The organism is Isoptericola nanjingensis (assembly GCF_050311635.1).
GTDB lineage: Bacteria > Actinomycetota > Actinomycetes > Actinomycetales > Cellulomonadaceae > Isoptericola > Isoptericola nanjingensis.
Map to the genome: position 1 here is coordinate 138,118 of NZ_JBNOZL010000002.1, position 22,151 is coordinate 160,268.

Annotated in this window: 17 protein-coding genes; 10 read left to right on the plus strand and 7 right to left on the minus strand. The window is 72.4% G+C overall.

Going from position 1 to position 22,151, the window contains the following annotated elements:
* Positions 1–349 precede the first annotated feature (349 nt).
* The 8 genes from rpmH to ACQP6G_RS03515 all read left to right on the plus strand — a co-directional run bounded on the left by rpmH (position 350) and on the right by ACQP6G_RS03515 (position 6,307).
* A complete protein-coding gene (gene rpmH, locus ACQP6G_RS03480) occupies positions 350–487 on the plus strand; it encodes a 50S ribosomal protein L34 (protein ID WP_013840089.1) in 138 nt (45 codons plus the stop codon).
* A gap of 3 nt (positions 488–490) precedes the next feature.
* Complete coding sequence (gene rnpA / locus ACQP6G_RS03485; protein WP_429762811.1) at positions 491–880, plus strand: ribonuclease P protein component; 390 nt, start codon at positions 491–493, stop codon at positions 878–880.
* Positions 877–1,200 (plus strand): membrane protein insertion efficiency factor YidD, encoded by a 324-nt coding sequence (gene yidD / locus ACQP6G_RS03490; RefSeq protein ID WP_429762812.1) that lies wholly within the window; start codon positions 877–879, stop codon positions 1,198–1,200. Before rnpA ends, yidD begins: the two co-directional genes overlap by 4 nt.
* Positions 1,201–1,257: 57 nt before the next feature.
* Positions 1,258–2,193 carry a membrane protein insertase YidC gene (gene yidC / locus ACQP6G_RS03495; RefSeq protein WP_429762813.1) on the plus strand — a complete coding sequence of 312 codons (936 nt, stop codon included), beginning with the start codon at positions 1,258–1,260 and terminating at the stop codon, positions 2,191–2,193.
* Positions 2,194–2,216: 23 nt separating this feature from the next.
* Positions 2,217–2,747 carry a Jag family protein gene (locus tag ACQP6G_RS03500; RefSeq protein ID WP_429762814.1) on the plus strand — a complete coding sequence of 177 codons (531 nt, stop codon included), beginning with the start codon at positions 2,217–2,219 and terminating at the stop codon, positions 2,745–2,747.
* A 76-nt stretch (positions 2,748–2,823) separates the two neighbouring features.
* Positions 2,824–3,489 carry a 16S rRNA (guanine(527)-N(7))-methyltransferase RsmG gene (gene rsmG / locus ACQP6G_RS03505; RefSeq protein ID WP_429762815.1) on the plus strand — a complete coding sequence of 222 codons (666 nt, stop codon included), beginning with the start codon at positions 2,824–2,826 and terminating at the stop codon, positions 3,487–3,489.
* 294 nt (positions 3,490–3,783) lie between these two features.
* A complete protein-coding gene (locus ACQP6G_RS03510; RefSeq protein ID WP_429763209.1) occupies positions 3,784–4,725 on the plus strand; it encodes a ParA family protein in 942 nt (313 codons plus the stop codon).
* Between the two features lie 163 nt (positions 4,726–4,888).
* The gene (locus ACQP6G_RS03515; RefSeq protein WP_429762816.1) at positions 4,889–6,307 is read left to right on the plus strand and encodes a ParB/RepB/Spo0J family partition protein; all 1,419 of its coding nucleotides are present in this window, start codon (positions 4,889–4,891) and stop codon (positions 6,305–6,307) included.
* 2,531 nt (positions 6,308–8,838) lie between these two features.
* Here ACQP6G_RS03515 and trxA read toward each other — a convergent pair.
* From trxA to ACQP6G_RS03545, 6 genes are all read right to left on the minus strand, one after another.
* Positions 8,839–9,171, minus strand: a complete 333-nt coding sequence (trxA, locus tag ACQP6G_RS03520) for a thioredoxin (RefSeq protein WP_429762817.1) — start codon at positions 9,169–9,171, stop codon at positions 8,839–8,841.
* A gap of 32 nt (positions 9,172–9,203) precedes the next feature.
* Positions 9,204–10,244 (minus strand): thioredoxin-disulfide reductase, encoded by a 1,041-nt coding sequence (trxB, locus tag ACQP6G_RS03525; protein ID WP_429762818.1) that lies wholly within the window; start codon positions 10,242–10,244, stop codon positions 9,204–9,206.
* Between the two features lie 107 nt (positions 10,245–10,351).
* Entirely contained in the window at positions 10,352–12,280 is a 1,929-nt protein-coding gene (locus ACQP6G_RS03530; RefSeq protein ID WP_429762819.1) for a protein kinase family protein, read from the minus strand.
* Between the two features lie 148 nt (positions 12,281–12,428).
* Positions 12,429–14,258 (minus strand): murein biosynthesis integral membrane protein MurJ, encoded by a 1,830-nt coding sequence (gene murJ / locus ACQP6G_RS03535; RefSeq protein WP_429762820.1) that lies wholly within the window; start codon positions 14,256–14,258, stop codon positions 12,429–12,431.
* Complete coding sequence (locus tag ACQP6G_RS03540) at positions 14,255–16,645, minus strand: DUF6049 family protein (RefSeq protein ID WP_429762821.1); 2,391 nt, start codon at positions 16,643–16,645, stop codon at positions 14,255–14,257. The genes murJ and ACQP6G_RS03540 overlap by 4 nt, the downstream gene beginning before the upstream one ends.
* A 10-nt stretch (positions 16,646–16,655) precedes the next feature.
* Positions 16,656–17,306 carry an NUDIX hydrolase gene (locus tag ACQP6G_RS03545; protein ID WP_429762822.1) on the minus strand — a complete coding sequence of 217 codons (651 nt, stop codon included), beginning with the start codon at positions 17,304–17,306 and terminating at the stop codon, positions 16,656–16,658.
* Between the two features lie 82 nt (positions 17,307–17,388).
* On the opposite strand from ACQP6G_RS03545, the gene ACQP6G_RS03550 reads away from it, so the two are divergent.
* Both ACQP6G_RS03550 and ACQP6G_RS03555 read left to right on the plus strand, forming a co-directional pair.
* Positions 17,389–18,891, plus strand: a complete 1,503-nt coding sequence (locus tag ACQP6G_RS03550; protein WP_429762823.1) for a CCA tRNA nucleotidyltransferase — start codon at positions 17,389–17,391, stop codon at positions 18,889–18,891.
* A 94-nt stretch (positions 18,892–18,985) separates the two neighbouring features.
* Complete coding sequence (locus tag ACQP6G_RS03555; RefSeq protein ID WP_429762824.1) at positions 18,986–20,341, plus strand: MFS transporter; 1,356 nt, start codon at positions 18,986–18,988, stop codon at positions 20,339–20,341.
* Positions 20,342–20,425: 84 nt separating this feature from the next.
* On the opposite strand, the gene ACQP6G_RS03560 is transcribed toward ACQP6G_RS03555, so the two are convergent.
* Positions 20,426–21,898, minus strand: coding sequence for an MDR family MFS transporter (locus tag ACQP6G_RS03560; RefSeq protein ID WP_429763210.1), 1,473 nt, complete (start codon positions 21,896–21,898; stop codon positions 20,426–20,428).
* Between the last annotated feature and the right edge of the window lie 253 nt (positions 21,899–22,151).

The window sequence follows — 22,151 nt, forward strand, 5'->3', positions numbered from 1 at the left end:
AGATCTCCGTCCACAGCGTTGTCCACATGCTGTGGAACCTGTGGACAATGCTGTGGGCGATGACCGGACCGGGCGAACGGCGCGCCATCGCGCCGAGGTGCGTGAGGTCCTCCACATCGTAGCCACCAGCCGGTCCGGGTCGCCCCCGGGCGGGTTTGACCTGAGGGGCCTCCACGGCGTAACGTCGGACAGCCGTTCCAGGTCCTTTCGCGCGCCCTTAACAGGGCTGCCGGTCCTCGGGTCGGCCCGGTCGGTGCTTCCACGTCTCGTACGCGAGCCCGACCTGCGACAAGACCTGCATCGTCGAGGAACTGACGGTGTGCCTCCCCGACGTTTCTTGGAGTACCTCGTGAGCAAGCGGACTTTCCAGCCGAACAACCGCCGTCGTGCCAAGACCCACGGCTTCCGGCTGCGCATGCGCACCCGCGCCGGCCGCGCCATCCTGGCGAACCGTCGGCGCAAGGGTCGCGCCGAGCTCTCTGCCTGACGGATGTTGCCCGCGGCGCACCGACTGCGCCGTTCCGTCGACTTCGAACGGACGGTGCGCCGTGGCACGCGTGCAGGTCGATCGACCGTGGTGGTGCATCTCCTCGTCGACCCCGACGCCGGCCTTGAGGCCGGCGTCGGTGCTGTCGCGGGCGATGCCCCGCCACAGGTCGGTCTTGTCGTATCCAAGGCCGTGGGGAACGCCGTGCACCGGAACCAGGTGAAGCGCCGCCTGCGGCACATCGCCGCGGCGCACCTTCCCGCCATCCCCCCTGGGTCCCGGATGGTCGTTCGCGCTCTGCCCGCCTCGAGCGGCGCCACCTATGCGGAGCTCGGCAAGGACCTCACGAGCAGCCTCGAGCGCGCCCTCGCGCGCGCCCGGAGGACGACGTGACCGCCTCGACGTTCGACCGCGGGCGCGACGCGCTGCGGAACCTCCCGGCGACCGTCCTCATCGGCGTCCTGCGCGTCTACCAGTCGGTGATCTCCCCGCTGACGGGGCCCACCTGCAAGTACTACCCGTCGTGCTCCCAGTACGCGATCATCGCGATCCGTACGCACGGGACGCTACGGGGAACCGGCCTCGCTCTGTGGCGGATCCTGCGGTGCAACCCGTGGAGCCTCGGCGGAGTCGACGACGTCCCACCCGCTCGTTCTCGCCATGTCGATGTCGACGCGGCAGGTCACGAGCACCGCGGCGCAGCACACCACTGACCCTCCCGGACCGCGCCGCCGGGGACGCAGACTTTCCGACAGAGGAGACAATTCGGGATGTTCGACACCATCCTCTACCCCATCGAGTGGGTCGTGGCCTGGATCATGTACGGGGCGCACGCCCTGTTCACGACCCTCGGGATGCAGGACGGCCCTGGCTGGGCATGGGTGTTCTCGATCGTCGCCCTGACGGTCGTCATCCGTATCGCACTGATCCCGCTCTTCTTCAAGCAGATCAAGGCCTCGCGCGGGATGCAGATGATGCAGCCCGAGCTGCAGGCGGTGCAGAAGAAGTACAAGGGCAAGACCGATCCCGCGTCCCGCGAGGCCATGGGCCGCGAGACCATGGAGCTCTACCGCAAGCACGGCACGAACCCCATGGCGTCGTGCCTGCCGATCCTTCTGCAGTCCCCGATCTTCTTCGCGCTGTTCCGGGTCCTCAACAACCTGCAGGGCATCGCAGAGGGTACGCACAAGGCCATCGGTCCGATCGACCAGCGGATCGCCGGCGACATCGAGTCGTCGAGCCTCTTCGGAGCGCAGCTCTCCGACGTCTTCCGGACGACCGACTCGATGACGTCGCGCGTCGTCGTCATCTGCCTCATCGTCCTGATGAGCGCCACGATGTTCTTCACCCAGCGTCAGCTCACGATGAAGAACATGCCCAAGGCTGCCCTCGAGGGGCCGATGGCGAGCACGCAGAAGATGATGCTCTACATCCTTCCGGTGATCTTCCTGATCTCGGGCATCAACTTCCCTGTCGGCGTGCTGATCTACTGGGTCATCTCGAACCTCTGGTCGATGGGCCAGCAGTTCTACACGATCAAGAAGATGCCGGCTCCCGGCTCGGAGGCGGAGCGTCTCCTGAAGGAGAAGCAGGCGCGGAAGGCAGCGGCCAAGGGCGCCATCGAGGCGGCCCCGGAGCCCGAGCCCGAGAAGCCCCGTGGGCAGCGTGAGCAGCCCAAGCGCAAGAACCGCCAGAAGCGCCGTTGAGCAGCGAGAGGAATCGAACACCGATGACGACGGACACTCCGGTGGAGCACGGTCCCGACCGTACGAAGCGCCTCGAGGAGGAGGGCGAGATCGCGGCGGACTACCTCGAAGAGCTGCTCGACATCGCCGACCTCGATGGGGACATCGACCTCGACATCCAGCACGACCGCGCCGCGGTCGAGGTCGTGGCGGACGAGGACGAGGACCTTTCTGCTCTGGTCGGGCGTGACGGTGAGGTGCTGGAGGCGCTGCAGGAGCTCACCCGCCTGGCCGTTCAGGCGCGGACGGGGGAGCGGAGCCGGCTGATGCTCGACATCGCCGGGTTCCGTGCGGCTCGGCGGCAGGAGCTCACGGCGCTGGCGGAGGACGCGATTCGCACCGTGCGCGAGTCCGGTCGCGAGGTCGAGCTCGACCCGCTCAACGCCTTCGAGCGCAAGGTCGTGCACGACGCCGTCGCGGCGGCGGGCCTGATCAGCGACTCGCGTGGCGTGGAGCCGGCACGGTACGTGGTGGTGCAGCCGGCCGCGGAGCAGGACGGCGCGTCGGAGTCCTGAAGGACGTCTCGAGAGCCCGTTGTTTCACGTGAAACGACGGGCTCTCGGCATGTGGTGGGAATGCAAGGGAGAGATCGTGAGCGACGAGACACAGGTCCCCACGGGCGATGACGAGGACGCGGAGCTCGGTCAGAGCGACGCCGTCCGCGAGTACTTCGGTGACCGCTACGAGCTGGTGGCTCGGTATGCCGCGAGCCTGAGGGACGAGGGCGAGCTGCGTGGCCTCATCGGACCGCGCGAGGTCGCGCGCCTGTGGGAACGCCACATCCTCAACTCGGCCGCCGTGACGCCCTACCTGGGCGACGTGCGTTCCGTGGCAGACATCGGCTCGGGTGCCGGTCTCCCCGGCCTCGTGCTGGCGATCCAGCGACCGGAGGTCGAGGTCCACCTCATCGAGCCGATGGAACGTCGGACGGCGTGGCTGCAGGAGTGCGTCGAGAACCTGGGCCTGGAGAACGTGCTGGTGAAGCGCGGGCGCGCGGAGGAGTACCACGGCGCCTTCGAGGTGGACGCCGTGACCTCGCGTGCGGTGGCGGCGTTGAGCAAGCTCGCGCGGATGAGCCTCCCGCTCGTACGCAAGGGCGGCGCGATGGTCGTGCTGAAGGGTCGCAACGTCGAGCGGGAGATCGAGCCGGCTCGCAAGGTGCTGCGGTCCTTCAAGACCGCTGAGCCGGAGATCCTTGAGGGACGCACGGTCGACAACGTCGAACCCACTACGATCCTCCGCGTGCGGCGTGCCTGACTGTCGCTAGCGCTCCGGCCCGTGGACGTTCTGCCTGTCCACGGGCCGGAGTTTTGACCCGTCACGACGCCGGTGAGGCCGTAGAGTGAGCGCGGAGCACCGGGCCGTGGCGTCGTACGTGCGGCGACTCGGGTGCACAGTCCCTGTGACGAACCGGAGGAGTGGCACGTGAGCACGAGTACGGAGCACGTCGACGACGTCCCGCAGAACGATGGGACCGCGACGGGTGATCCGCACGTTTCACGTGAAACCGCGCCAGCTTTGTCCTGGGCGCAGGGTGGGCTTCCTCCTGCCATCGACGGACACAGGGCTGCGCTCGTCGCGTCTGTCCCCGAGGCCGACGAGTCCACGCCTCTCGCCGCGCAGCTCGCGATCGACGCGCGGCGTCGGATCGAGCTGCAGGGACGGCAGTTCCCCCGCCCTGCCCGCACCCGCATCATCACGGTGGCGAACCAGAAGGGCGGCGTCGGGAAGACGACGACCACAGTGAACATCGCCGCCGGGCTGGCCCAGTCGGGCCTGAAGGTGCTGGTCATCGACAACGACCCGCAGGGGAACGCGTCCACGGCGCTCGGCTTGGAGCATCGTGCCGGGACGCCTTCGATCTACGAGGTCCTGGTCGAGGACGAGCCGCTCGCCAACACGGTCCAGGAGTGCCCGACCGTTCCAGGACTCTACGGTGTGCCCGCGACGATCGATCTCTCCGGTGCGGAGATCGAGCTCGTCTCGCTCGTTTCACGTGAAACACGTCTTCGGCGTGCGCTCGACGCCTATCTGGCCGAGAGAGAGGAGCGGGGAGAGGACCAGATCGACTACGTGCTTGTCGACTGTCCCCCCAGCCTCGGCCTGCTGACCGTGAACGCGTTCGTGGTGGGCCGCGAGGTGTTGATCCCGATCCAGTGCGAGTACTACGCGCTCGAGGGTCTCAGCCAGCTGCTCAAGTCGATCGAGCTGATCAAGGCGCACCTGAATCCTGTGCTTCGCGTCTCGACGATCCTCCTCACGATGTATGACGGCCGGACGAATCTCGCGCAGCAGGTCGCGGCGGAGGTGCGGGAGCACTTCCCAGATCAGACGCTCCGTACCACTGTCCCGCGCTCGGTCCGCATCTCCGAGGCTCCGAGCCACGCGCAGACCGTCCTGACCTACGACCCGAGCTCGACGGGATCTCTGGCCTACCTCGAGGCCGCCCGGGAGCTCGCCGAGCGCGCGCCGCAGCGCGCTGACCTGCGATGACGGTCGGGGGCGGCGTGCCGACAGGGCGATTGCGCGCGGCGGCGACGTGGAGCGCCCGGCACTGCGGCGGGGATGTGGAAGGTTCTCCGTCTGTATGGGGGCGGGGCGGTAACTTCAGCACGAACAGGGAAGCGCGGAGCCAGATGGTTCAGGAGGCTGGGGCATGAGTCAGAAGAAGCGTGGTCTGGGTCGCGGGCTCGGCGCGCTGATCCCTTCCGGGCCGGAAGGTGATCGTCCGGTCGACGTCTTCTTCCCTGCGGGTGAGGGTCGTGACACGACCGAGAGCGGCAGTGCTGCCGCTCTCGGCTATGCCGAGCGTTCGGCAGCTGAGAATGGAGAGGACGGCGGGCGCGCTTCGCGACGGTCTGCGTCGTGGGACTCGGCGATCGCGGGTGGTCGCCTGAGTATCCGGACGGGCGGCGAGCCGCAGGTGAGGGCGCCCGGACCCGCAGGGTCTGCCGCTTCGGCCTCGGTCCTCACCGACGAGCCCGATGCTCCGACCGACGCCGGTGGCCCAGGTGCGGAGCGTGTCGCGGAGGAGTCCCTCGGCGCCGACGGTCTCTCGCTAGGCCTGATCACCAGCATCGAGTTCCCGGATGTCGACGAACCCGCTGAATCAACGTCCGCACACGGAGAGTCGGAAGCCTCAGCGCCCGCTGTGGAGTCGGCCGCGTCGGAGGCTGCGACGTCCCTGGATGTCGGGTCTGCAGACGATGTTTCACGTGAAACGGAGCTCAAGCCGGTGCCTGGGGCCCGGTTCGCTGAGCTCCCTGTGGAGTCGATCCGTCCCAACACCTGGCAGCCGCGGACCGTCTTCGACGACGGCGATCTCGACGAGCTGGTGGCGTCGATCTCGGAGATCGGTGTGCTCCAGCCGATCGTGGTTCGACCCGACGCCTCCGATCCCGAGCACTACGAGCTCATCATGGGGGAGCGGCGGTGGCGCGCCAGCCAGACTGCAGGACTCGAGACGATCCCTGCGATCGTCCGCGAGACCGACGACAGCGACATGTTGCGGGACGCGCTCCTGGAGAACCTTCACCGTGCGGCGCTGAATCCCTTGGAGGAGGCCGCCGCCTACCGGCAGCTGCTGGACGATTTCGGGTGCACTCATGAGGAGCTTGCATCGCGGATCGCCCGGTCGCGCCCGCAGATCTCGAACACGCTGCGTCTCCTGAAGCTGCCCCCGTTGGTGCAGCGACGGGTCGCCGCAGGTGTGCTTTCGGCCGGTCATGCGCGAGCTCTCCTCTCGCTCAGTGACGGCGCGGAGATCGAGCGACTGGCGCAGCGGATCGTGTCCGAGGGTCTCTCTGTGCGGGCCACGGAGGAGATCGTCACGCTGCTGACCAGCGGCGACACCGATTCACCGACGCGCCGCGCGCCGCGCGCGGGTCAGCGCAGCGAGGCGATGGACGAGCTCGCGACTCGGCTTGCTGACCGGTTCGAGACCCGCGTGAAGGTGAGCATCGGGAAGACGAAGGGGCGGCTCACTGTGGAGTTCGCCTCGGTCGAGGACCTGAACAGGATTCTGGGCGTGATGGCACCCGAGGACCCTGGGCTCCTGCGTTCGGGACCCGCCTGACACCTGGCCGCCATGGACGGGCATTGCTCCTCGGAGGAGCGATGCCCGTTCTGCGTGCCAGCGACGACCCAGAACCGCCAGCGGCGGCGACATATCGCTCGGATGAGTACCCTGCGGGTCGTCTCGTCCCGCGCACGGCGCATCGTGAGGTTCGGCGGCCTGTCGTGGCTCGTCGTCGGAGCCCGCCGGGATTCATGTTTCACGTGAAACGTGTGGGCGTCCCGGAGTCGGACGAGACCGAGGGTGTGGTCGAGGCAGGGAGCCCCGCGAGGAGCCAAGGGTGTGGCCGCGCGACGACAAGGCCCGGGAGGCTCCCGGCGGGCGGGGCGCTCGAGGGAGCAGAGACGCAGCCGCGCACGTGAGGGCGAGGCGAGCGGTGTCGGGCCAAGAGCGGGGGGCGCTGGCGGGGTGGTGGAGGTACGGAAGTTCGGTCGCCGGACCTGCCTTGCCCACGGCAAGGGCACCGTGTGCTGTCTGGCGAAAGACAGGGCCAGAGTCAAGCGCACGTCTCCTACCTGTCGGAATCGGGTGGGCGGCACGCCGGTTGTCGACTCATCTGGCTGGGCGCCGGAGCGGGTCACTGAGCGGCGACACACGCGCTGTGCACGACGTGAGCGGGTGACGCCATTTCTGCCGGTCCCCGGCGCGCATGAGGCCGTCAATGGTCGGCGCGAAGGGAGATGCCGGTCGGTGTCGGCACCTTCGATCGACAGCGCAGCTCGATCTCGACGGCGGGGTCGAGCGTCAGGGTGAGGCGCGCGCGAGGTTCGCCAGGGGCGTTCCAGCGCGCGGAGCGTGAAGCGGCGGATGCACCGGGGTGCCTTGGCGGCGAGCCCATGGCACTTCGGTTCACGATCCGTTCCACGTGAAACATCGATCGGCACCGTACCCAGTGACCCCCGAGGCGACTCGACGCCCGTCACGCGAGAGCGGGCCGTCCCGTTTCACGTGAAACGGCGCGTGGTGTCGACGAGGCCACTTGCGGACGGCGTGTCCCAGATCCACATGGCGAGGGCGCGCCCGCCATCCACGACGGGGAGCGACCCAACGAGAGCGCAGGAGGACGACGCCCCGCGGCGCGCAACGGTCGCTGGCGCGGCCGGTACTGGATCGGGAGGCGAGGATGCGTCGTCCAGGGTAGCCAGGAGCCGCCATAGACCACGGCCACGGGGGCGGGGGAGGGGGGCGCCCGCCACCGAGCGCTGCCTGGTCCACACCAGAGACGGACGTGGCACCACCTCGATGGGGTGGCACCCTTGCTCGGGGTGGAGGGCAAGCCCGCCGCAGCATTGTGCCGAGGTGCCGAGGTAGCAGGGTCAGCGCTGAGGCACGCACTCTCGTCCCGTTGTCCCGGTGTCCCGGTGTCCCGGTGTCCCGGTGTCCCGGTGTCCGGTTCGCCGACTTTGGTGATCCCAGGGTCGCTGAGGACCGGACTGGTCGAACTCAATGTGGTCTCGGTGCGAGGGTGCGGCGACGTCGACGACGCGGGTATCGCGCTTCCGATGACGGCCAGGCCGAGGCCGGCATTGGTGCTGGGGGCACATCGCGGACTAGCTCGCCATCAGCCAGGCGCCTTGGATCGTGGCAGGTCACAGGCCTGTTGGCGCACTGAAGAGCGGACATACACGGTGATCGGCGGCCCGACGTTCGGGCGCCGGGGTCCGAGGAGCGGGGCGGCGCGGGGCCATCGGAGAAGAGCGGGGAAGGCTCGTTCGCCTTGACCGGTCGAGGCGTCGAACGGTCGGAGAATCTCGAGGTCCGGGGCCCCGGGTCGGGACGGCGACATTCCACGGCCACACCGCGTGGAGGGGAGCGTGGACGAGCCAGCCCACGTGAAGTCCGGGCTTCGGCACGTCGCGCACGGTCCGAGGGGTAGCGACACTGGATCGGCCGGCCTCGCTGGGTCGCCCTTGAAATCATGTGTGGTGGGCGGATCGAGAAGTCGTCGGGCGGGCGCGGACGCCCCGAGCGGCTCATCCCGACACGCTGCCGGGACGCGGGCCGGAGTCGATCGTCGCGCGACGTGCCGCCATCGCCCGCCACCGCCCCCGCGAGGGCGATGGCCGGGGCGTACCGCGCCATCCGCCACTCTCAGGAGAATCGGAGCGACACGGTCACATCCGGCAAACCAGAACGCGCTCGCTCGGTCGGGCGCAGTCGAGGACTGTCGAGAGTAGACCTGTGCGCTGAGTGGCACGTCAGGTCGCACCCGGATGAGGTGCCGTCATGGGCCCGGGGGCGAGTGACGGGGCCCTTGCCGCGGGTCGACCTCACGCTCGACCACGGTGCACGGCGCCGCGGGCCAACGGCACCGGTGACGAACGGGATGCTCACCGTGCCGAAGAGCGCAGTGCGACGGACTTCCGTGGCGTGACCCACGGGGCGACCTTGTCGTTCGGCACGGCGGAGGTGCGGAGGACCGAAGCCGGACCGGCGAGCCCTCCTGCGCGGTACCCGCGGGCTCTGTCAGCCGGGCATGACGAAGGCCGCTGGTGTTTCACGTGAAACACCAGCGGCCTTCGCGGAGGAGATCAGGCGCTCGGCGCGAGCACCGCTTCGATCTCCTCCTGCAGGGCGCGCTTCGGCCGGGCGCCGATCACGGACTTCACGAGCTCGCCGCCGGAGTAGACGTTGAGCGTCGGGATCGAGGTGATGCCGTAGGCCATCGTGGTGGCCTGGTTGGCGTCGGTGTCCAGCTTCACGATCTTGATCTTGCCCTCGTACTCGTCCGAGAGCTCCTCGAGGATCGGGGCCACCATGCGGCAGGGGCCGCACCAGGTCGCCCAGAAGTCGACGAGAACAGGGACGTCGGACTCGAGAACCTCGGCCTTGAACGTGTCGTCGGTGACGGCGACGGTAGCCATGTGTCGCTCCTTAGGGATCGGTGGAGAAAAGGTCAGCCGGCGAGCGCGGCGGGGAGCCCGTCCGGGTTGGGCGCGGCCGGGGTGCCGGCGAGGGACTGCTCGCCCTCGGCGTCGGCCACCTCGGTGAGGTACGACTGCGCGTCGAGCGCGGCGGCGCAGCCGGACCCGGCGGCGGTGATCGCCTGCCGGTAGGTGTGGTCCACCGCGTCGCCGCAGGCGAAGACGCCCGGCAGGTTGGTGCGGGTGGAACGGCCCTCGACGAGGATGTAGCCCTCGTCGTCCAGGTCGATCTGCCCCTTGACCAGGTCGGTACGGGGGTCGTGACCGATCGCGACGAACAGGCCGGTGGTGTCGAGCTCGCGCTCCTCACCGGTGACGGTGTCGCGCAGCGTCAGCCCGGTGACCTTGTCCTCACCGGAGATGCCGGCGACCTCGCTGTTCCAGGCGAATTCGATCTTCGGGTCGGCCTGGGCGCGGTCGGCCATGATCTTCGAGGCGCGGAGCGAGTCGCGGCGGTGCACGATCGTCACCTTGGACGCGAAGCGCGTGAGGAAGGTCGCCTCCTCCATCGCGGAGTCGCCACCGCCGACGACGGCGATGTGCTGGTCGCGGAAGAAGAACCCGTCGCAGGTGGCGCACCACGAGACGCCGCGGCCGGAGAGCTGCTTCTCCTCGGGCAGGCCGAGCTCGCGGTACGCGGAGCCGGTCGCGAGGATCACGGCACGGGCCTTGAAGGTCTCGCCGCCGCCGGTGACGACCGTCTTGATGTCGCCGGCGAGCTCGACCTGCTCGGCGTCGTCCCAGAGCACGCGCGCGCCGAACTTCTCGGCCTGCTCGCGCATCGCCTCCATGAGGTCAGGACCCTGGATGCCGGTGGGGAAGCCGGGGAAGTTCTCCACCTCGGTGGTGTTCATGAGCGCGCCACCCGCGGTGACGGAGCCCGCGATGACCACGGGCGCCAGACCAGCCCGCGCGGCGTAGACGGCCGCGGTGTAGCCCGCCGGGCCCGAACCCACGATGACGATGTCGTGCACGGTGGCCTCACCGGTGGTGTTGGTCGGCTGATCGGTCACGTTCTCTCCTGCTCGTCTGGTGGTCTTTCGCGTCCTGAGGCGCCATCGCCCTCAACATCCCGAGGGGGTGTGGTGTTCCCGGGCGACGGGTCGTCGCCCGGGAACGGTCACGAGAGGACGATCTCGTTGAGCTCCAGGTAGTACTTGTCCCGGGTCTGCGGGAGTTCGGTGACCCAGATGACGAAGGAGTCGGCGACGGTCTCCTCCTTGAGGTCGAGCGTCGTCTCCGAGCTGAACGACCCCTCGGCGAGCACCGGGCCGTCGGTCGGCTTGTCCCGCGAGGTCGCGCGGACCTCGACGTGGCCACCCTCGGAGTTGGTGTTCAGCGTGATCGACGTGACCGGTGCCGGCTCCTCGAGCTCGATGACGTAGCCGAGGCCGCTGCGCAGCCCGGCGAAGTCCGGACCGTTGAACCACTGGGTGTACCAGAACGTCGACGGGTCGCCGTCGTAGGCGAGGTCCACCGCCTCGGGGTGCTGGCCGTCGCCCTCGGGGTCGAGCTGGTCGCCCGACGAGATGACGGGCCGGACCTCGGGGGTCTCCGACGGTTCACTGGACTCGTCGTCCGTGGGCTCCTCGGCCGCGGCGCCGCCGCCCGCGTCCTCGCTGGCGACCGGGCTCTCCGCCACGGGCGGCGGCGACGGCGACATCACCTTGGAGACGGCCCACAGGGCGCCCGCGAGCACGAGCACGACGACGAGCCCGAGCACGATCGGCGTCGGGTTCACGCCGCGACGCTTGGGCGCCGGCGACGACGCGAAGCCGCCGGTGTCCGTACGGGGCTCGCCGCCCCCTGGCGGCGGAGGCACGGGGGCGTGCGCGGTCTGCTGCTGGACCGGGGCGCCCTGTGCGGTGGGGTAGGCCTGGCTGCCGTAGGCGGCCGCGGGGGCGGCGCCGTACGCCGCTGCGGGCTGCTGCGCGGGGGCGGGCTGCTGCTGGACGGGGGCCATCGCAGCCGTCGCCTGCACGGGCGGCACGGGCGCCTGAGCCGCGGTGGCCGCGGCCGGCGGGATCGCCTGCGTGGACTGCGGTGCCGCGACGCCGGCCGCCGCACCGGCGGCACCGCCGACGGCGGCGGAGCGGGCGATGCGACCGCTGGCCGGCCGGCGGACGGGCGGGGCGGGCGGCGGCGTCCCCGGCAGGGCGGCACCCGTCCCGACCGCGCCCATGACGGAGGAGCGCACCGGCGGCTCGGTCGACGGCTGCACGAACTGCGGGAGCGCCGCGACGACGGAGACCTCGCCCCACGGCGCCAGTGCGGCGACGACGTCGCCGGGCGTGGTGGGTGCGTCGGGGGAGTCGGAGCCGAAGGTCCGCCGCACCAGGGAGTCGAGCTCGGCGTCGACGTGCGGCACCAGCGTGGACACCGGGACGACGCCGCGCTCGTCGCGCTGCGCGGGCAGCGGGCGCACGGCGTCAGGGGCGATCCACGGCTCGTCGAGCGAGTCGCCCGGCCAGCGGGCGGTGAGCGCGTAATAGGCGAGGGCGACGAGGTCGCGGGCGTCCGCGGCGGCCGCGCCGGCGCCCGTGATGTGATCCCGCCCGCCGTCGACCCCGGCGAGCGCGGCGTCGATGCCGAGCCCGGTGACGACGACGCGGTGGCCGTCGATCCGTACGGCCTCGGGGCGCAGCGCCAGGTGGTGCACGCCTCGCTGCCCGGCGGCCTCGAGCGCCGCGGCGGCCTCGCCGACGACGGCACGCGCCTGCTGGGCGTCGACCAGGCCGCCGGAGACGACCTCCGTGAGGGACGACCCCCGGTACGGCTCGGAGATGATGTAGCTGCGCTGGCCCGTGCCGAGGTCGGTGCTGCCGACGTCGAGCACGCGGGAGAGCCGCGGGTCGGCGACGAGCGCGGCCCGGCGCGCGGCGTCGAGCGCTGCGGACGCGTACGGGCCGTCGACGAACGTCACCCGGACGGGACGGTCCAGGATCTGGTCGTGCGCTTCCCACGACTCGGCTGCGGCGAGGTCGGTGGCCGCGAGCTGCACGAGCCGATAGCGATCGACCATGACGGTCCCGGGATGGGCGGTGCTCACCTGTGCTCCTCGGTGGGGGTGCGGGGGGAGAGGGTCCTCCGGTCCATCGGACCATGGTACGGGCGGGCCGGTGCCCGCGAGGTCGCGCCTGGCGGGCGTGCCCGCAGGGCCCTCACGGAACCCCCGCGAGCCGGGCACGCGACCGTCGTCATCGCTTGAGCCGCCGAAGGACGGGGGCCAGCGCGTCGTCGAGCTCGCGCACGTGCAGGACCTTCAGCGCGAGCACGTAGCCGACCACCATCACGATGCCTGCGACGGCCGTGACCAGCACGGAGTGGCCCCACGACGTGACGTCATAGCCGTCGAGGAGGCGGACGGTCAGCCACCCCAGGAGGGCGGCGATCAGTGCGCCGACCAGGGCGCGGACATAGAGCTGGAGGACGCGCCGGCCGTCCATGCCCTGGAGCTTGCGGCGCATGCCGCGCACGCGCAGCAGCAGCGAGATCCACGTCGACAGCGCGTACGCCCCGCCGGCGGCGACGGCCCACCACTGGGGCGGCAGCAAGCGGGTCGCGCCCCACAGGACGACGACCATCGAGACGGTCGCGATGACCTGGATGCCGAAGATGCTGCGGCCGTCCTCGAACGCGAAGTACATGCGGCGGACCAGCACCGTCGCCCCGAGGGCGACGATGCCGATCGACATCGCCTGGATGATCGGCGCGACCGCGGCGATGGAGGCCTGGCCGAGCGACGGCAGCAGCGCGCCGGTCAGCGGCACTGCCAGGACGACGAGCACTGCGGTGGAGAACACCGAGAAAACCCCGGCCGAGCGCATGCCCAGCGACATGTCGCGCCGCACGCCGGGGATGTCGCCGGCCTGGACGGCCGCCGTCATGCGCGGGAAGAGCACCGTGACGATGGAGACGACGACGAGCGAGTGGGGCAGCAGGTAGATCGTCATCGCGTTGGTGTACGCGGCGTTACCGGCGATCACCACGTCGGGATCGATCGCGGAGCGGCCGGCTGCCCACAGGACGTTGGTGAGGAAGAGGACGCCCAGCTGCTCAAGGGCCACGGCCCCGATCGTCCAACCGACCACGGAGCCTGCCGCGCGGAGGCCGATGCCGCGCAGGCCGAACCGGAACCGCCACCGGAATCCGGAGCGGCGCAGAGCGCCGACGAGCACCAGGGCCTGGGCCGCGATGCCCAGGGTTGCCGTGCCGGCGAGCACCGCCGTCTGCGCCGTCGACCACTGGGACAGGTCGGAGATGCCCTGGTCCGGCGCCGCTCCCCACACCAGGAGGAATGCGCCGAACCCGAGCAGCGAGACGACGTTGTTCGCCACGGGGGCGACGCCGTAGGCGCCGAACTTCCCCTGAGCGTTGAGCACCTGGCCCAGCAGCATGTAGAGGCCGTAGAAGAAGACCTGGGGGATGCACCAGTAGGCGAACACGATCGCGAGGTGCCGTGCGTCGGGGTCGAGCGGTGCCGAGATCGTGGACAGCCAGACGATGAGGGGGGCCGCGACGACGAGGACGGCTGTCAGGAGCAGCAGGCCGAGCCCCGAGAGGCTGAGGAGCTTGTCGAGCCGCTCGCGGGCGTTGTGGGCGTTCATCGCCCGCAGGATCTGCGGGATGAGCACGGCCTGGAGCACGCCGGCCGAGATGAGCGCGAACAGCATGTTGGGCAGCTTGTTCGCGATGTCGAACGCGTCGGCGACGGTACCGGCCGTCCCGACGCACGCGACCAGCAGCATGGCGCGGATCAGCCCGGAGGCACGGGACGCGACGGTCCCCAGCGTCATCACGACCGAGCCGCGGCCGAGGCTGGTGCGCCGCACGCCACCGGCGGCGCCTTCGTCGGCGCTGCCGGCGCTGCCAGTGCCGTCGTCCTGACCGGCGCGGGCACCGCCGGGGTCGCCGACCGGGTGCCAGCTCGCCCCGGGTGCGCCGGTCGGGCTTGCGGGGTCGGTCGCGTCGCCCTCGCCGGGCAGGTCGGGCCGGCCGTCGTCAGGGAAGGCGGACGTCGAAGTCATGAGGGGTCGGTCTCCGTGGCCTGGGCGGGCGGCGTGCGGGCGGCAGGGATGCCGCCGCCGCCCGGGTCGGTCGGGTCGTCGTCGTGCGGGTCGCGTGGCGGACTGTCGTCGGGTGCGGCGGCGTCGGGGCCCTGGGGGTCGGCGGCGGCGTCCGCGACGCCCTCGTCGGTGGTCCGCGCCGAGGACCGCCCCCGACGCACCGTACGCCAGATGCCCCCGATGAAGAGGAGGGCGACCAGGGCGGCGACGACGGCGGTGCCCGCGGTCTCCCAGCCGGCGCGGACGCGGAGGGAGAAGCTCGTGGGCCCCGCGACGACCGTGCCGCTCGGTGCGAGCACCTCGACCTGCACGGTGACGTCGCCGGAGCCGATGGCGCGCACGGGGACGTGCACGTTGGACGACGTGCCGGCGGGCACGACGACGGTCGGCCGAGACTCGACGACCAGCCGGGACGCGTCGGGCCGGAGCACCACCGTGACCGTGGCGTCCACGGGCAGGTCGTTGGAGACGGTGACGGGCAGCCTGCCGGTGTCGCTGACGAGCGTGACGTTGGACCGGTCGGCGACGCCGATGCCCCGCTGGAGGGCGTCGGACTGCTCCACGGCGAGGTCGACGGCGTTGTCGCGGGCGTCGGGTTCGGTGCGGGCGGCGACGGCGAGGGGGGCGACGAGCGCCTGGTCGGTGTCGCCGCTCAGCTCGACGGGGTCGCTGGCCACGGTGGAGAACGCGGCGAGGTCGCGGTGGGAGTCGAGGAGCCGGCGGACGGAGGAGGGCGCCAGCTCGCCCTTGGACCGACCGGCCCGCTCGCCTCGTGCGGGGTCGGCGCGCGGCGCGCGGGAGGCGGGGGCGGCGACGGTCTCGGACAGCGGCACGACGTCGGCCCACGACGCGTCGTGGAGGTCGCCGAGCACCGTGCCCACCAGGGCCGGGTCGGGCGACCAGCTCCGCGGGAGCGCGGCGAGCAGGTGCAGGTCCTGCTGCCCGGAGTCCTGCTGCTGGAGCGCGACGAGCGCGGCGTCGGCGAGCACGCGGGCGGACGCCTCGGCGGCCGACGGGGCGTCGTCACCGTCGGTGAGGGCGGCGAACGCCGACGACAGTCCCTCGTCGGCGACCAGCGCGGACACCTTGCCCGACGGCGTCTCGACGGCGGTGCGGGCTGAGGCGGCGGCCCCGTCGGCGGGCGCGAGCCCGTCGGCCACCACCACCTGGTCGACGGGCGCTTCGCGTCCGGCGGCGAGGGTGGCGGCGTCGGGCCGACCCTCCGGCCAGGCGACGGTGAGGTCCCAGCCCTCGGGCCGCTGCCAGGCCGCCCCGAGCGCGGCCTCCCCGCCGGTCGCGGCCGCGACGTCCGCCCGGGACGGGTCGGCGTGCGCGACCGCCGCGAGGTCGGGGTCGTAGCCGGGCAGGACGGCGACGTCGGCGGGCTCGCCGGTCGCCGCGGCGCCGGCGGTGCCTGCGGTGCCTGCGGTGCCTGCGGTGCTCGCCAGGCTCGCCGAGGTGCCCGCGTCGGTGGTGTCGGTGGCGTCGGCGTCGCCCGTGACCGGCGCACCCGTGAGCCGGGTCGCCCACGCCTGGGCGTCGTCGTCGTCCGCCCCGGCCGCGGCCGACACGAGGGCCGGGTCGACGGCGAGCGACATGCCGGGAGACGTGCCGGTGACCGACGCGGCGTCGAGCAGGCGGTTCAGCCGACCACCGGTCGCGGTCGCCGTGCCGAGCTCCAGGTCGTAGCCGTCCGGGTCCAGCGGGTCGACGGCCGGGCCTGTGACAGGGGCGGCGACGCTCACCGAGACCGGGTCCGGCGCGTCGCCCTCCGGCGCGAACAGGAGGAAGGTGTGGACGACGTCGAGCGTGGACCCGCCGCGGGTGAGCGCGACGGACATCTCCCGCGGCCCCCAGGGGTTCTCCGCGCTGAGGCCGAGGGTGTCGACGTCGAGCTCCATCGTGACCTGCGCGCTGTCCCCGGGCCCGAGGCGGTCGACGGGCTCGGCATCCTGGCGCAGCCCTGCGGTGCTGGTGCCGTCGTCGTCGGCCCAGGCAGCCAGGTCCTCGCGCGAGGTGACCGGGCGCCACGAGACGCCGAGGTCGAGCTGGGTGCCGTCGAGCGCCGCGTCGGTGCCGTTGGTGACCCGGAGGACGAGCGTCACGGTGGAGCCCGGGGAGGCGAGCGTGGGCGCGGAGCTCACGAGCTCGACCGTCGCCTTCCCGTCGCGGGCGGCGGGCAGGAGGGACGGCGAGGTGACGGCCGACGCCGACGCGCCGGGCAGCGCGACGAGCGCACCTGTCAGGAGCAGCCCGGCGAGCAGCGTCAGCGCCGTGACGAGGCGGGCCGCCCGGGCGGGCGGGGGCGCGGGTGCGGCTCCGGCACCCGAGGGTCGGGACGTGGTCACGCGGCGGGCCTCACTCGACCGCTCCGAGACCGGGGTGCCCGAGCACCTCGGGCGTGCGGCGCAGCACCTGCTGCGCGACGACGGCGAGCCGCTGCTCGTTGGGGTAGGAGAGCCGCTCCGTCAGCTGCTCGACCGGGACCCAGAGGGCGTCCTCCGCCTCGCCGTCGGGGTCGCCCTCCGCGGTGATGGTGCCGCCCTCCGCGCGCAGGAGGAAGTGGTGCACCACCTTGTGGACGCGGTGGTCCTCTCCGCTGAACCAGTAGTCGATGACGCCCAGGCGGGTGCGGATCGTGCCGAGGATGCCCGTCTCCTCGTGGATCTCGCGGACGGCCGCCTGCTCCGGCGTCTCCTCGCCCTCGAGGTGCCCCTTGGGCAGGCACCACTCGAGGCGCCCGCCGCGGTTGCGCCGCACGATGACGGCGGCCTCGGGACCGGCGGCGGCGACCTGGACGACGAGCCCGCCCGCCGACGTCTCCTCGTTGACCGGCAGGTGCGTCGTCGTGCCCGACGGGGCGACGCCCACGACGGCGGGCGTCGCGGTGCCGCGCGGCCCGGCGAGGCGCGCGGGGTCGACCTTGAGGGGGTGTCCTCCCGGTGGCACGGGGACCGGCGCGGCCGGGCGCCGGCGCCGCGGGCCGGGAACCGGGGCCGGGGATGACATGCGCCCACCCTACCGAGTGGAGACACCCCGCCGGCCCAGCCGCCGGGGCGCCGACGCGCGGGATCTGGGAGGATGGGACGCCGTGTCGACCCCTGAACCCCAGGCCCCTGCCGCGCTGCTGCGCCGCGCCCTCGCCGTGCTGACCGAGATGGCCCCCGCGGCCGTCGAGCTGGGCGAGGTGTTCCGCGCCGCCGGGCACGAGCTCGCGCTGGTCGGCGGGCCCGTCCGGGACGCCTTCCTCGGCCGCGCCAGCAACGACCTGGACTTCGCGACGTCGGCCTCGCCCGACGAGACGCAGGCCCTGCTGGCCCGTTGGGGCGACGCCCACTGGGACATCGGCAAGGAGTTCGGCACGATCGGCGCGCGGCGGTTCGCGCGCACCGGGGGCGGGTCGGGCCCCGGGACCGCGGCCGCGACGGGCGACGTCGTCGTCGAGGTCACCACGTACCGCAGCGACGAGTACGACCCCGCCTCGCGCAAGCCCGTCGTCGCCTTCGGGGACACGCTCGACGGCGACCTGTCGCGGCGCGACTTCACGGTGAACGCGATGGCGGTGCGGCTGCCGGACCTCACGTTCGTCGACCCGTTCGACGGGCTGTCCGACCTGGCCCGCGGCGTGCTGCGCACCCCCATCGCGCCGGAGCGGTCGTTCGACGACGACCCGCTGCGCATGATGCGCGCGGCGCGGTTCGCCGGCCAGCTCGGCTTCGACGTCGAGCCCGCGACCCGGCAGGCGATCGTCGACATGGCGGGCCGGATCGACATCGTCTCCGCCGAGCGGGTGCAGGCGGAGATCTCCAAGTTGCTGCTGAGCGACCGGCCCCGCGCCGGCCTCGAGGTGCTGGTCGACACCGGCCTGGCCGACCACGTGCTGCCCGAGCTGCCCGCGCTGCGGCTGGAGATCGACGAGCACCACCGCCACAAGGACGTCTACCAGCACTCGCTCACGGTGCTGGAGCAGGCGATCGCGCAGGAGACCGGGCCGGACGGCCCCGTGCCCGCGCCCGACCTGGTGCTGCGGCTCGCCTCGCTGCTCCACGACGTCGGCAAGCCGGCCACGCGACGCTTCGAGCCGGGCGGGGGCGTGAGCTTCCACCACCACGAGGTCGTCGGCGCCAAGCTGGTGGCCAAGCGGCTGCGCGCCCTGAAGTACGAGAAGCAGGTGGTCAAGGACGTCGCCCGCCTGGTGGAGCTGCACCTGCGCTTCCACGGCTACGGCGAGGGGCAGTGGACGGACTCGGCGGTGCGTCGCTACGTCACCGACGCCGGCCCGCTGCTGGAGCGGCTGCACCGGCTCACGCGCGCCGACTCCACCACGAGGAACAAGCGCAAGGCGCAGCGACTCGCCGACTCGTACACCGACCTCGAGCACCGCATCGCCGCCCTGCGCGAGCAGGAGGAGATCGACGCGATCCGCCCGGACCTGGACGGCTCGCAGATCATGGCGATCCTCGGCATCGCGCCCGGGCCCGCCGTCGGGCAGGCGTACAAGCACCTGCTCGCGCTGCGGATGGAGCACGGCCCGCTCGGCGCGGAGCGCGCGGAGCAGGAGCTGCGCGCCTGGTGGGCGGCCCGCGAGGCCTGACCGATCCTCCCTCGGGGGACGGCCGCGGGTCTATCCTCACGCTTGCGCGCGGGCCCGACGGCGAGCCCCGGAGCGCGACGAGCGGAGGCTGGGCATGAGCGGTTCCGGTATGACGGCGGGTGGTGCGCCGGGCGGGACGGCCGGTGGCGTGAGCGGAGCGGGCGGCGACGCGGGGGCGCGCGACCGGCGGGCGCGCCTCGTGGTGACGGCGTTCTACCTGGTGCAGGGCATGTGCTTCGCCGGACTGCTCGCGCAGGTGCCGACGCTGCAGCACGACCTGGGCATCTCGGACGGCACGCTGACGCTGATCCTGCTGCTGGTGCCGGTCGTGGCCGGCGTCGGCAGCGTGCTCGCCGGTGCGCTCGCCCCGCGGGTCGGCAGCGCCCGCCTGCTGCACGTGTGCGGGCCGCTCGTGGCGCTCGCCGTCCTGGGTGCGGGCCTGGCGCCGACCGTCACGATCCTCTACCCCGTGGTCGCGGCGGTGGGGCTGCTGCTCGGCCTGGTCGACGCGAGCATGAACATGCAGGGCGTGGAGGTGGAGCAGCGGTACGGCCGCAGCCTGCTCAACTCCTTCCACGGCGCGTGGAGCGTGGGCGGCATCCTCGGGTCCCTGGCCGCCGTGCTGGCGCACTCGCTGGGCTGGTCGCTCGCCGCCGGGCTGGGGCTCGTCGCCGCCGTGGGCGTCGCCGTCGACCTCGTGGCGACGGCCGCGGCGTCCGAGGACGGCGCGCCGCGCCCGGACGCGCGGGAGGCGGTACCAGGCGTGGTGACGGCGGAACCCCCGCTGCGCACGGTGACCGGCGTGCCCGAGCCGGCGGGGCCGGCGGGCCGGGAGCGGGCCGACGCCGGCGCGTCGCGCGCCGCCCGCCCGCCGTGGGGCCCGCTGGTCCTCGTCGGGCTCGCCGTGACGATCGTGTACGTCGCGGACTCGGCGACGTCGAACTGGTCCACCAAGTACATCCAGGACGCGCTGGGCGCGGCGGCGAACGTCGCGCCGCTGGGGCTTGCCGCCTACCTCGGGTGCCAGCTCCTGGGGCGGCTCGCGGCGGACCGGCAGGTCAACCGGTACGGGCCGGTGGCGCCCGTGGCCGTCGGCGGGATCGTGGGGGCGGCCGGCCTCGCCGCCGTGACGCTCGCCCCCGGGCCGTGGGTCGCCGTCGTCGGCTTCGGGCTCACCGGGCTCGGGCTGAGCGTCGTGGTGCCGCTGGCGTTCTCGGTGGCGGGCCGGCTCGACCCCGAGGGGACGGGTGTCGCGGTCGCGCGAGTGAACCTCTTCAACTACGTGGGGTTCGTCGTGGGGGCGGGCCTGATCGGTGGCGTCGCCGAGCTGCTGAGCCTGCGGCTCGCCTTCGCGGTCCCCGCGCTGCTGGCACTCGGCGTGATCGCACTGGCGCCCGCCTTCAAGGTCGCGGCCCGCGACGGCGTCGCCTCTCCTGCCGTCGCGCCCTGACGTCGGGGATGACGACGGGCGGTCACCGTCGTGCGACGGTGACCGCCCGTGGCGGCGCCCCCGGCCCGTGACGGGGCCGACCGGTCAGTGCGCCGCCGGCACGCCCTCGCCCTCGGGGGAGGCGGGCACGCGCCGCAGCAGGAGCGACAGCCCCACCGCGACGAGCATGATCGCCGCGCCCCAGACGAACGCGTCGCCGACGCCCTCCGCCAGCGCGACCTGCGCCGTCGCGCCGTCCTCCAGGAGGGCGACGGACCGCGTCGTCATCACCGCGACGAACATCGCGGTGCCGGCCGCGCCGGCGAGCTGCTGCACCGTGCCGATCGCGGCCGACCCGTGCGAGTACAGGGGCGGGGTGAGCGACGACAGCGCCGAGGTGAACAGCGGCGTGAACATGAACGCGAGGCCGAGGCTGAGCGTCACGTGCAGCGCCAGGATGTACCAGGGCGACGAGTCCGCGTGCACCTGCGTGAACAGGGCCAGCGCGATCGTCACGACGACCAGGCCCGGCGTGACCAGCGGGCGCGGGCCCACCCGGTCGTACAGGCGGCCGACCGTCGGGCCGAGCAGGCCCATGAGCAGGCCGCCCGGGAGCACGATGAGGCCGGTGGCCAGCGGCTCGAGGCCCATCGCGTCCTGCAGGAACAGCGGCAGCAGGATCAGCGAGCCGAACATCGCGAGCATGCCGACCGCCATGATGGCGAGGCCGACCGAGAACCCGCGGAACCGGAACACGCTCAGGTCGAGCAGCGCGCGGTCGTCGCGGGCCAGGAGGAGCTGGCGCCACGCGAAGAGGCCGAGCACCGCGACACCGACGACGATCGGGATCCACGGCGCGACGGGCGGGGCGTGCCGCGCGGCCTCGCCGATGCTGGACAGGCCGTACACGAGTCCGCCGAACGCCACGGCCGCGAGGAACAGCGACAGCGGGTCGAGGCGCGAGTGTGTACGGTCGGCGACGTCCCGGACGTACAAGAAACCCATGACCAGTGCGAGCAGGGCGATGGGGAGCACGATGCCGAAGACCCAGCGCCAGCTCAGCGCGTCGAGGATGATGCCCGAGATGGCCGGGCCGAGCGCCGGAGCGGCGGCCATGACGATGGAGATGTTGCCCATCACCTTGCCGCGGATCGCCGGCGGCACGACCGTCATGATCGTGGTCATGAGCAGCGGCATCATGATCGCGGTGCCCGACGCCTGCACGATGCGGCCGCCCAGCAGCCACCCGAAGCCGGGGGAGAGCGCCGCGAGGAGAGTGCCCGCGCTGAACAGCGACATCGCGAGCAGGTAGGCGCCGCGGGTGCCGAGCCGCTGCAGCAGGAACCCGGTGGCCGGGATGATGACCGACATCGTGAGCATGAACGCGGTGGTCAGCCACTGGCCGGTGCTCGCCGTGATGCCGAGGTCGGTCATGAGCGGGGCCAGGGCCACGCTCATCGTCGTCTCGTTGAGGATGACGACGAACGCGGAGCCCAGCAGCAGCGCGATGACGGTGAACTGCTGGCGCGTGAGGCGCTGGGGCACCGCCTCGTCGATGACGATGCCGCGGGCGGGCAGCGTCGTGTCGGCCGTGCCGGGAGATGCGGTGGCGGGAGTCGTCAGGGTGGCCTCCGGGGTCTGCGCGTCGGGTGTGACGGTGGTGTCTGTCGGTCGGGGGGCTGGCACTCTGTGCTCCGCTCGCGTCGTGCCGGGGAACCCGGCGGAGGGCAGGGGAGGGCCGACGCCGGTGGGCGCGGCACGTCGTCGTGGTCGGTCGTGGTCCCGGAGGTCACCCCGGTGCGATCATCGTGCGGTCACCGGACGGGCGAGA

What these genes read in the sequence shown, in the direction of transcription:
- rnpA (WP_429762811.1), top strand. Translation starts at nt 491, where the DNA reads ATGTTGCCCGCGGCGCACCGACTGCGCCGTTCCGTCGACTTCGAACGG.
- yidC (WP_429762813.1), top strand. Translation starts at nt 1,258, where the DNA reads ATGTTCGACACCATCCTCTACCCCATCGAGTGGGTCGTGGCCTGGATC.
- ACQP6G_RS03500 (WP_429762814.1), top strand. Translation starts at nt 2,217, where the DNA reads ATGACGACGGACACTCCGGTGGAGCACGGTCCCGACCGTACGAAGCGC.
- ACQP6G_RS03515 (WP_429762816.1), top strand. Translation starts at nt 4,889, where the DNA reads ATGAGTCAGAAGAAGCGTGGTCTGGGTCGCGGGCTCGGCGCGCTGATC.
- trxA (WP_429762817.1), bottom strand. Translation starts at nt 9,171, where the DNA reads ATGGCTACCGTCGCCGTCACCGACGACACGTTCAAGGCCGAGGTTCTC.
- murJ (WP_429762820.1), bottom strand. Translation starts at nt 14,258, where the DNA reads ATGACTTCGACGTCCGCCTTCCCTGACGACGGCCGGCCCGACCTGCCC.
- ACQP6G_RS03545 (WP_429762822.1), bottom strand. Translation starts at nt 17,306, where the DNA reads ATGTCATCCCCGGCCCCGGTTCCCGGCCCGCGGCGCCGGCGCCCGGCC.
- ACQP6G_RS03555 (WP_429762824.1), top strand. Translation starts at nt 18,986, where the DNA reads ATGAGCGGTTCCGGTATGACGGCGGGTGGTGCGCCGGGCGGGACGGCC.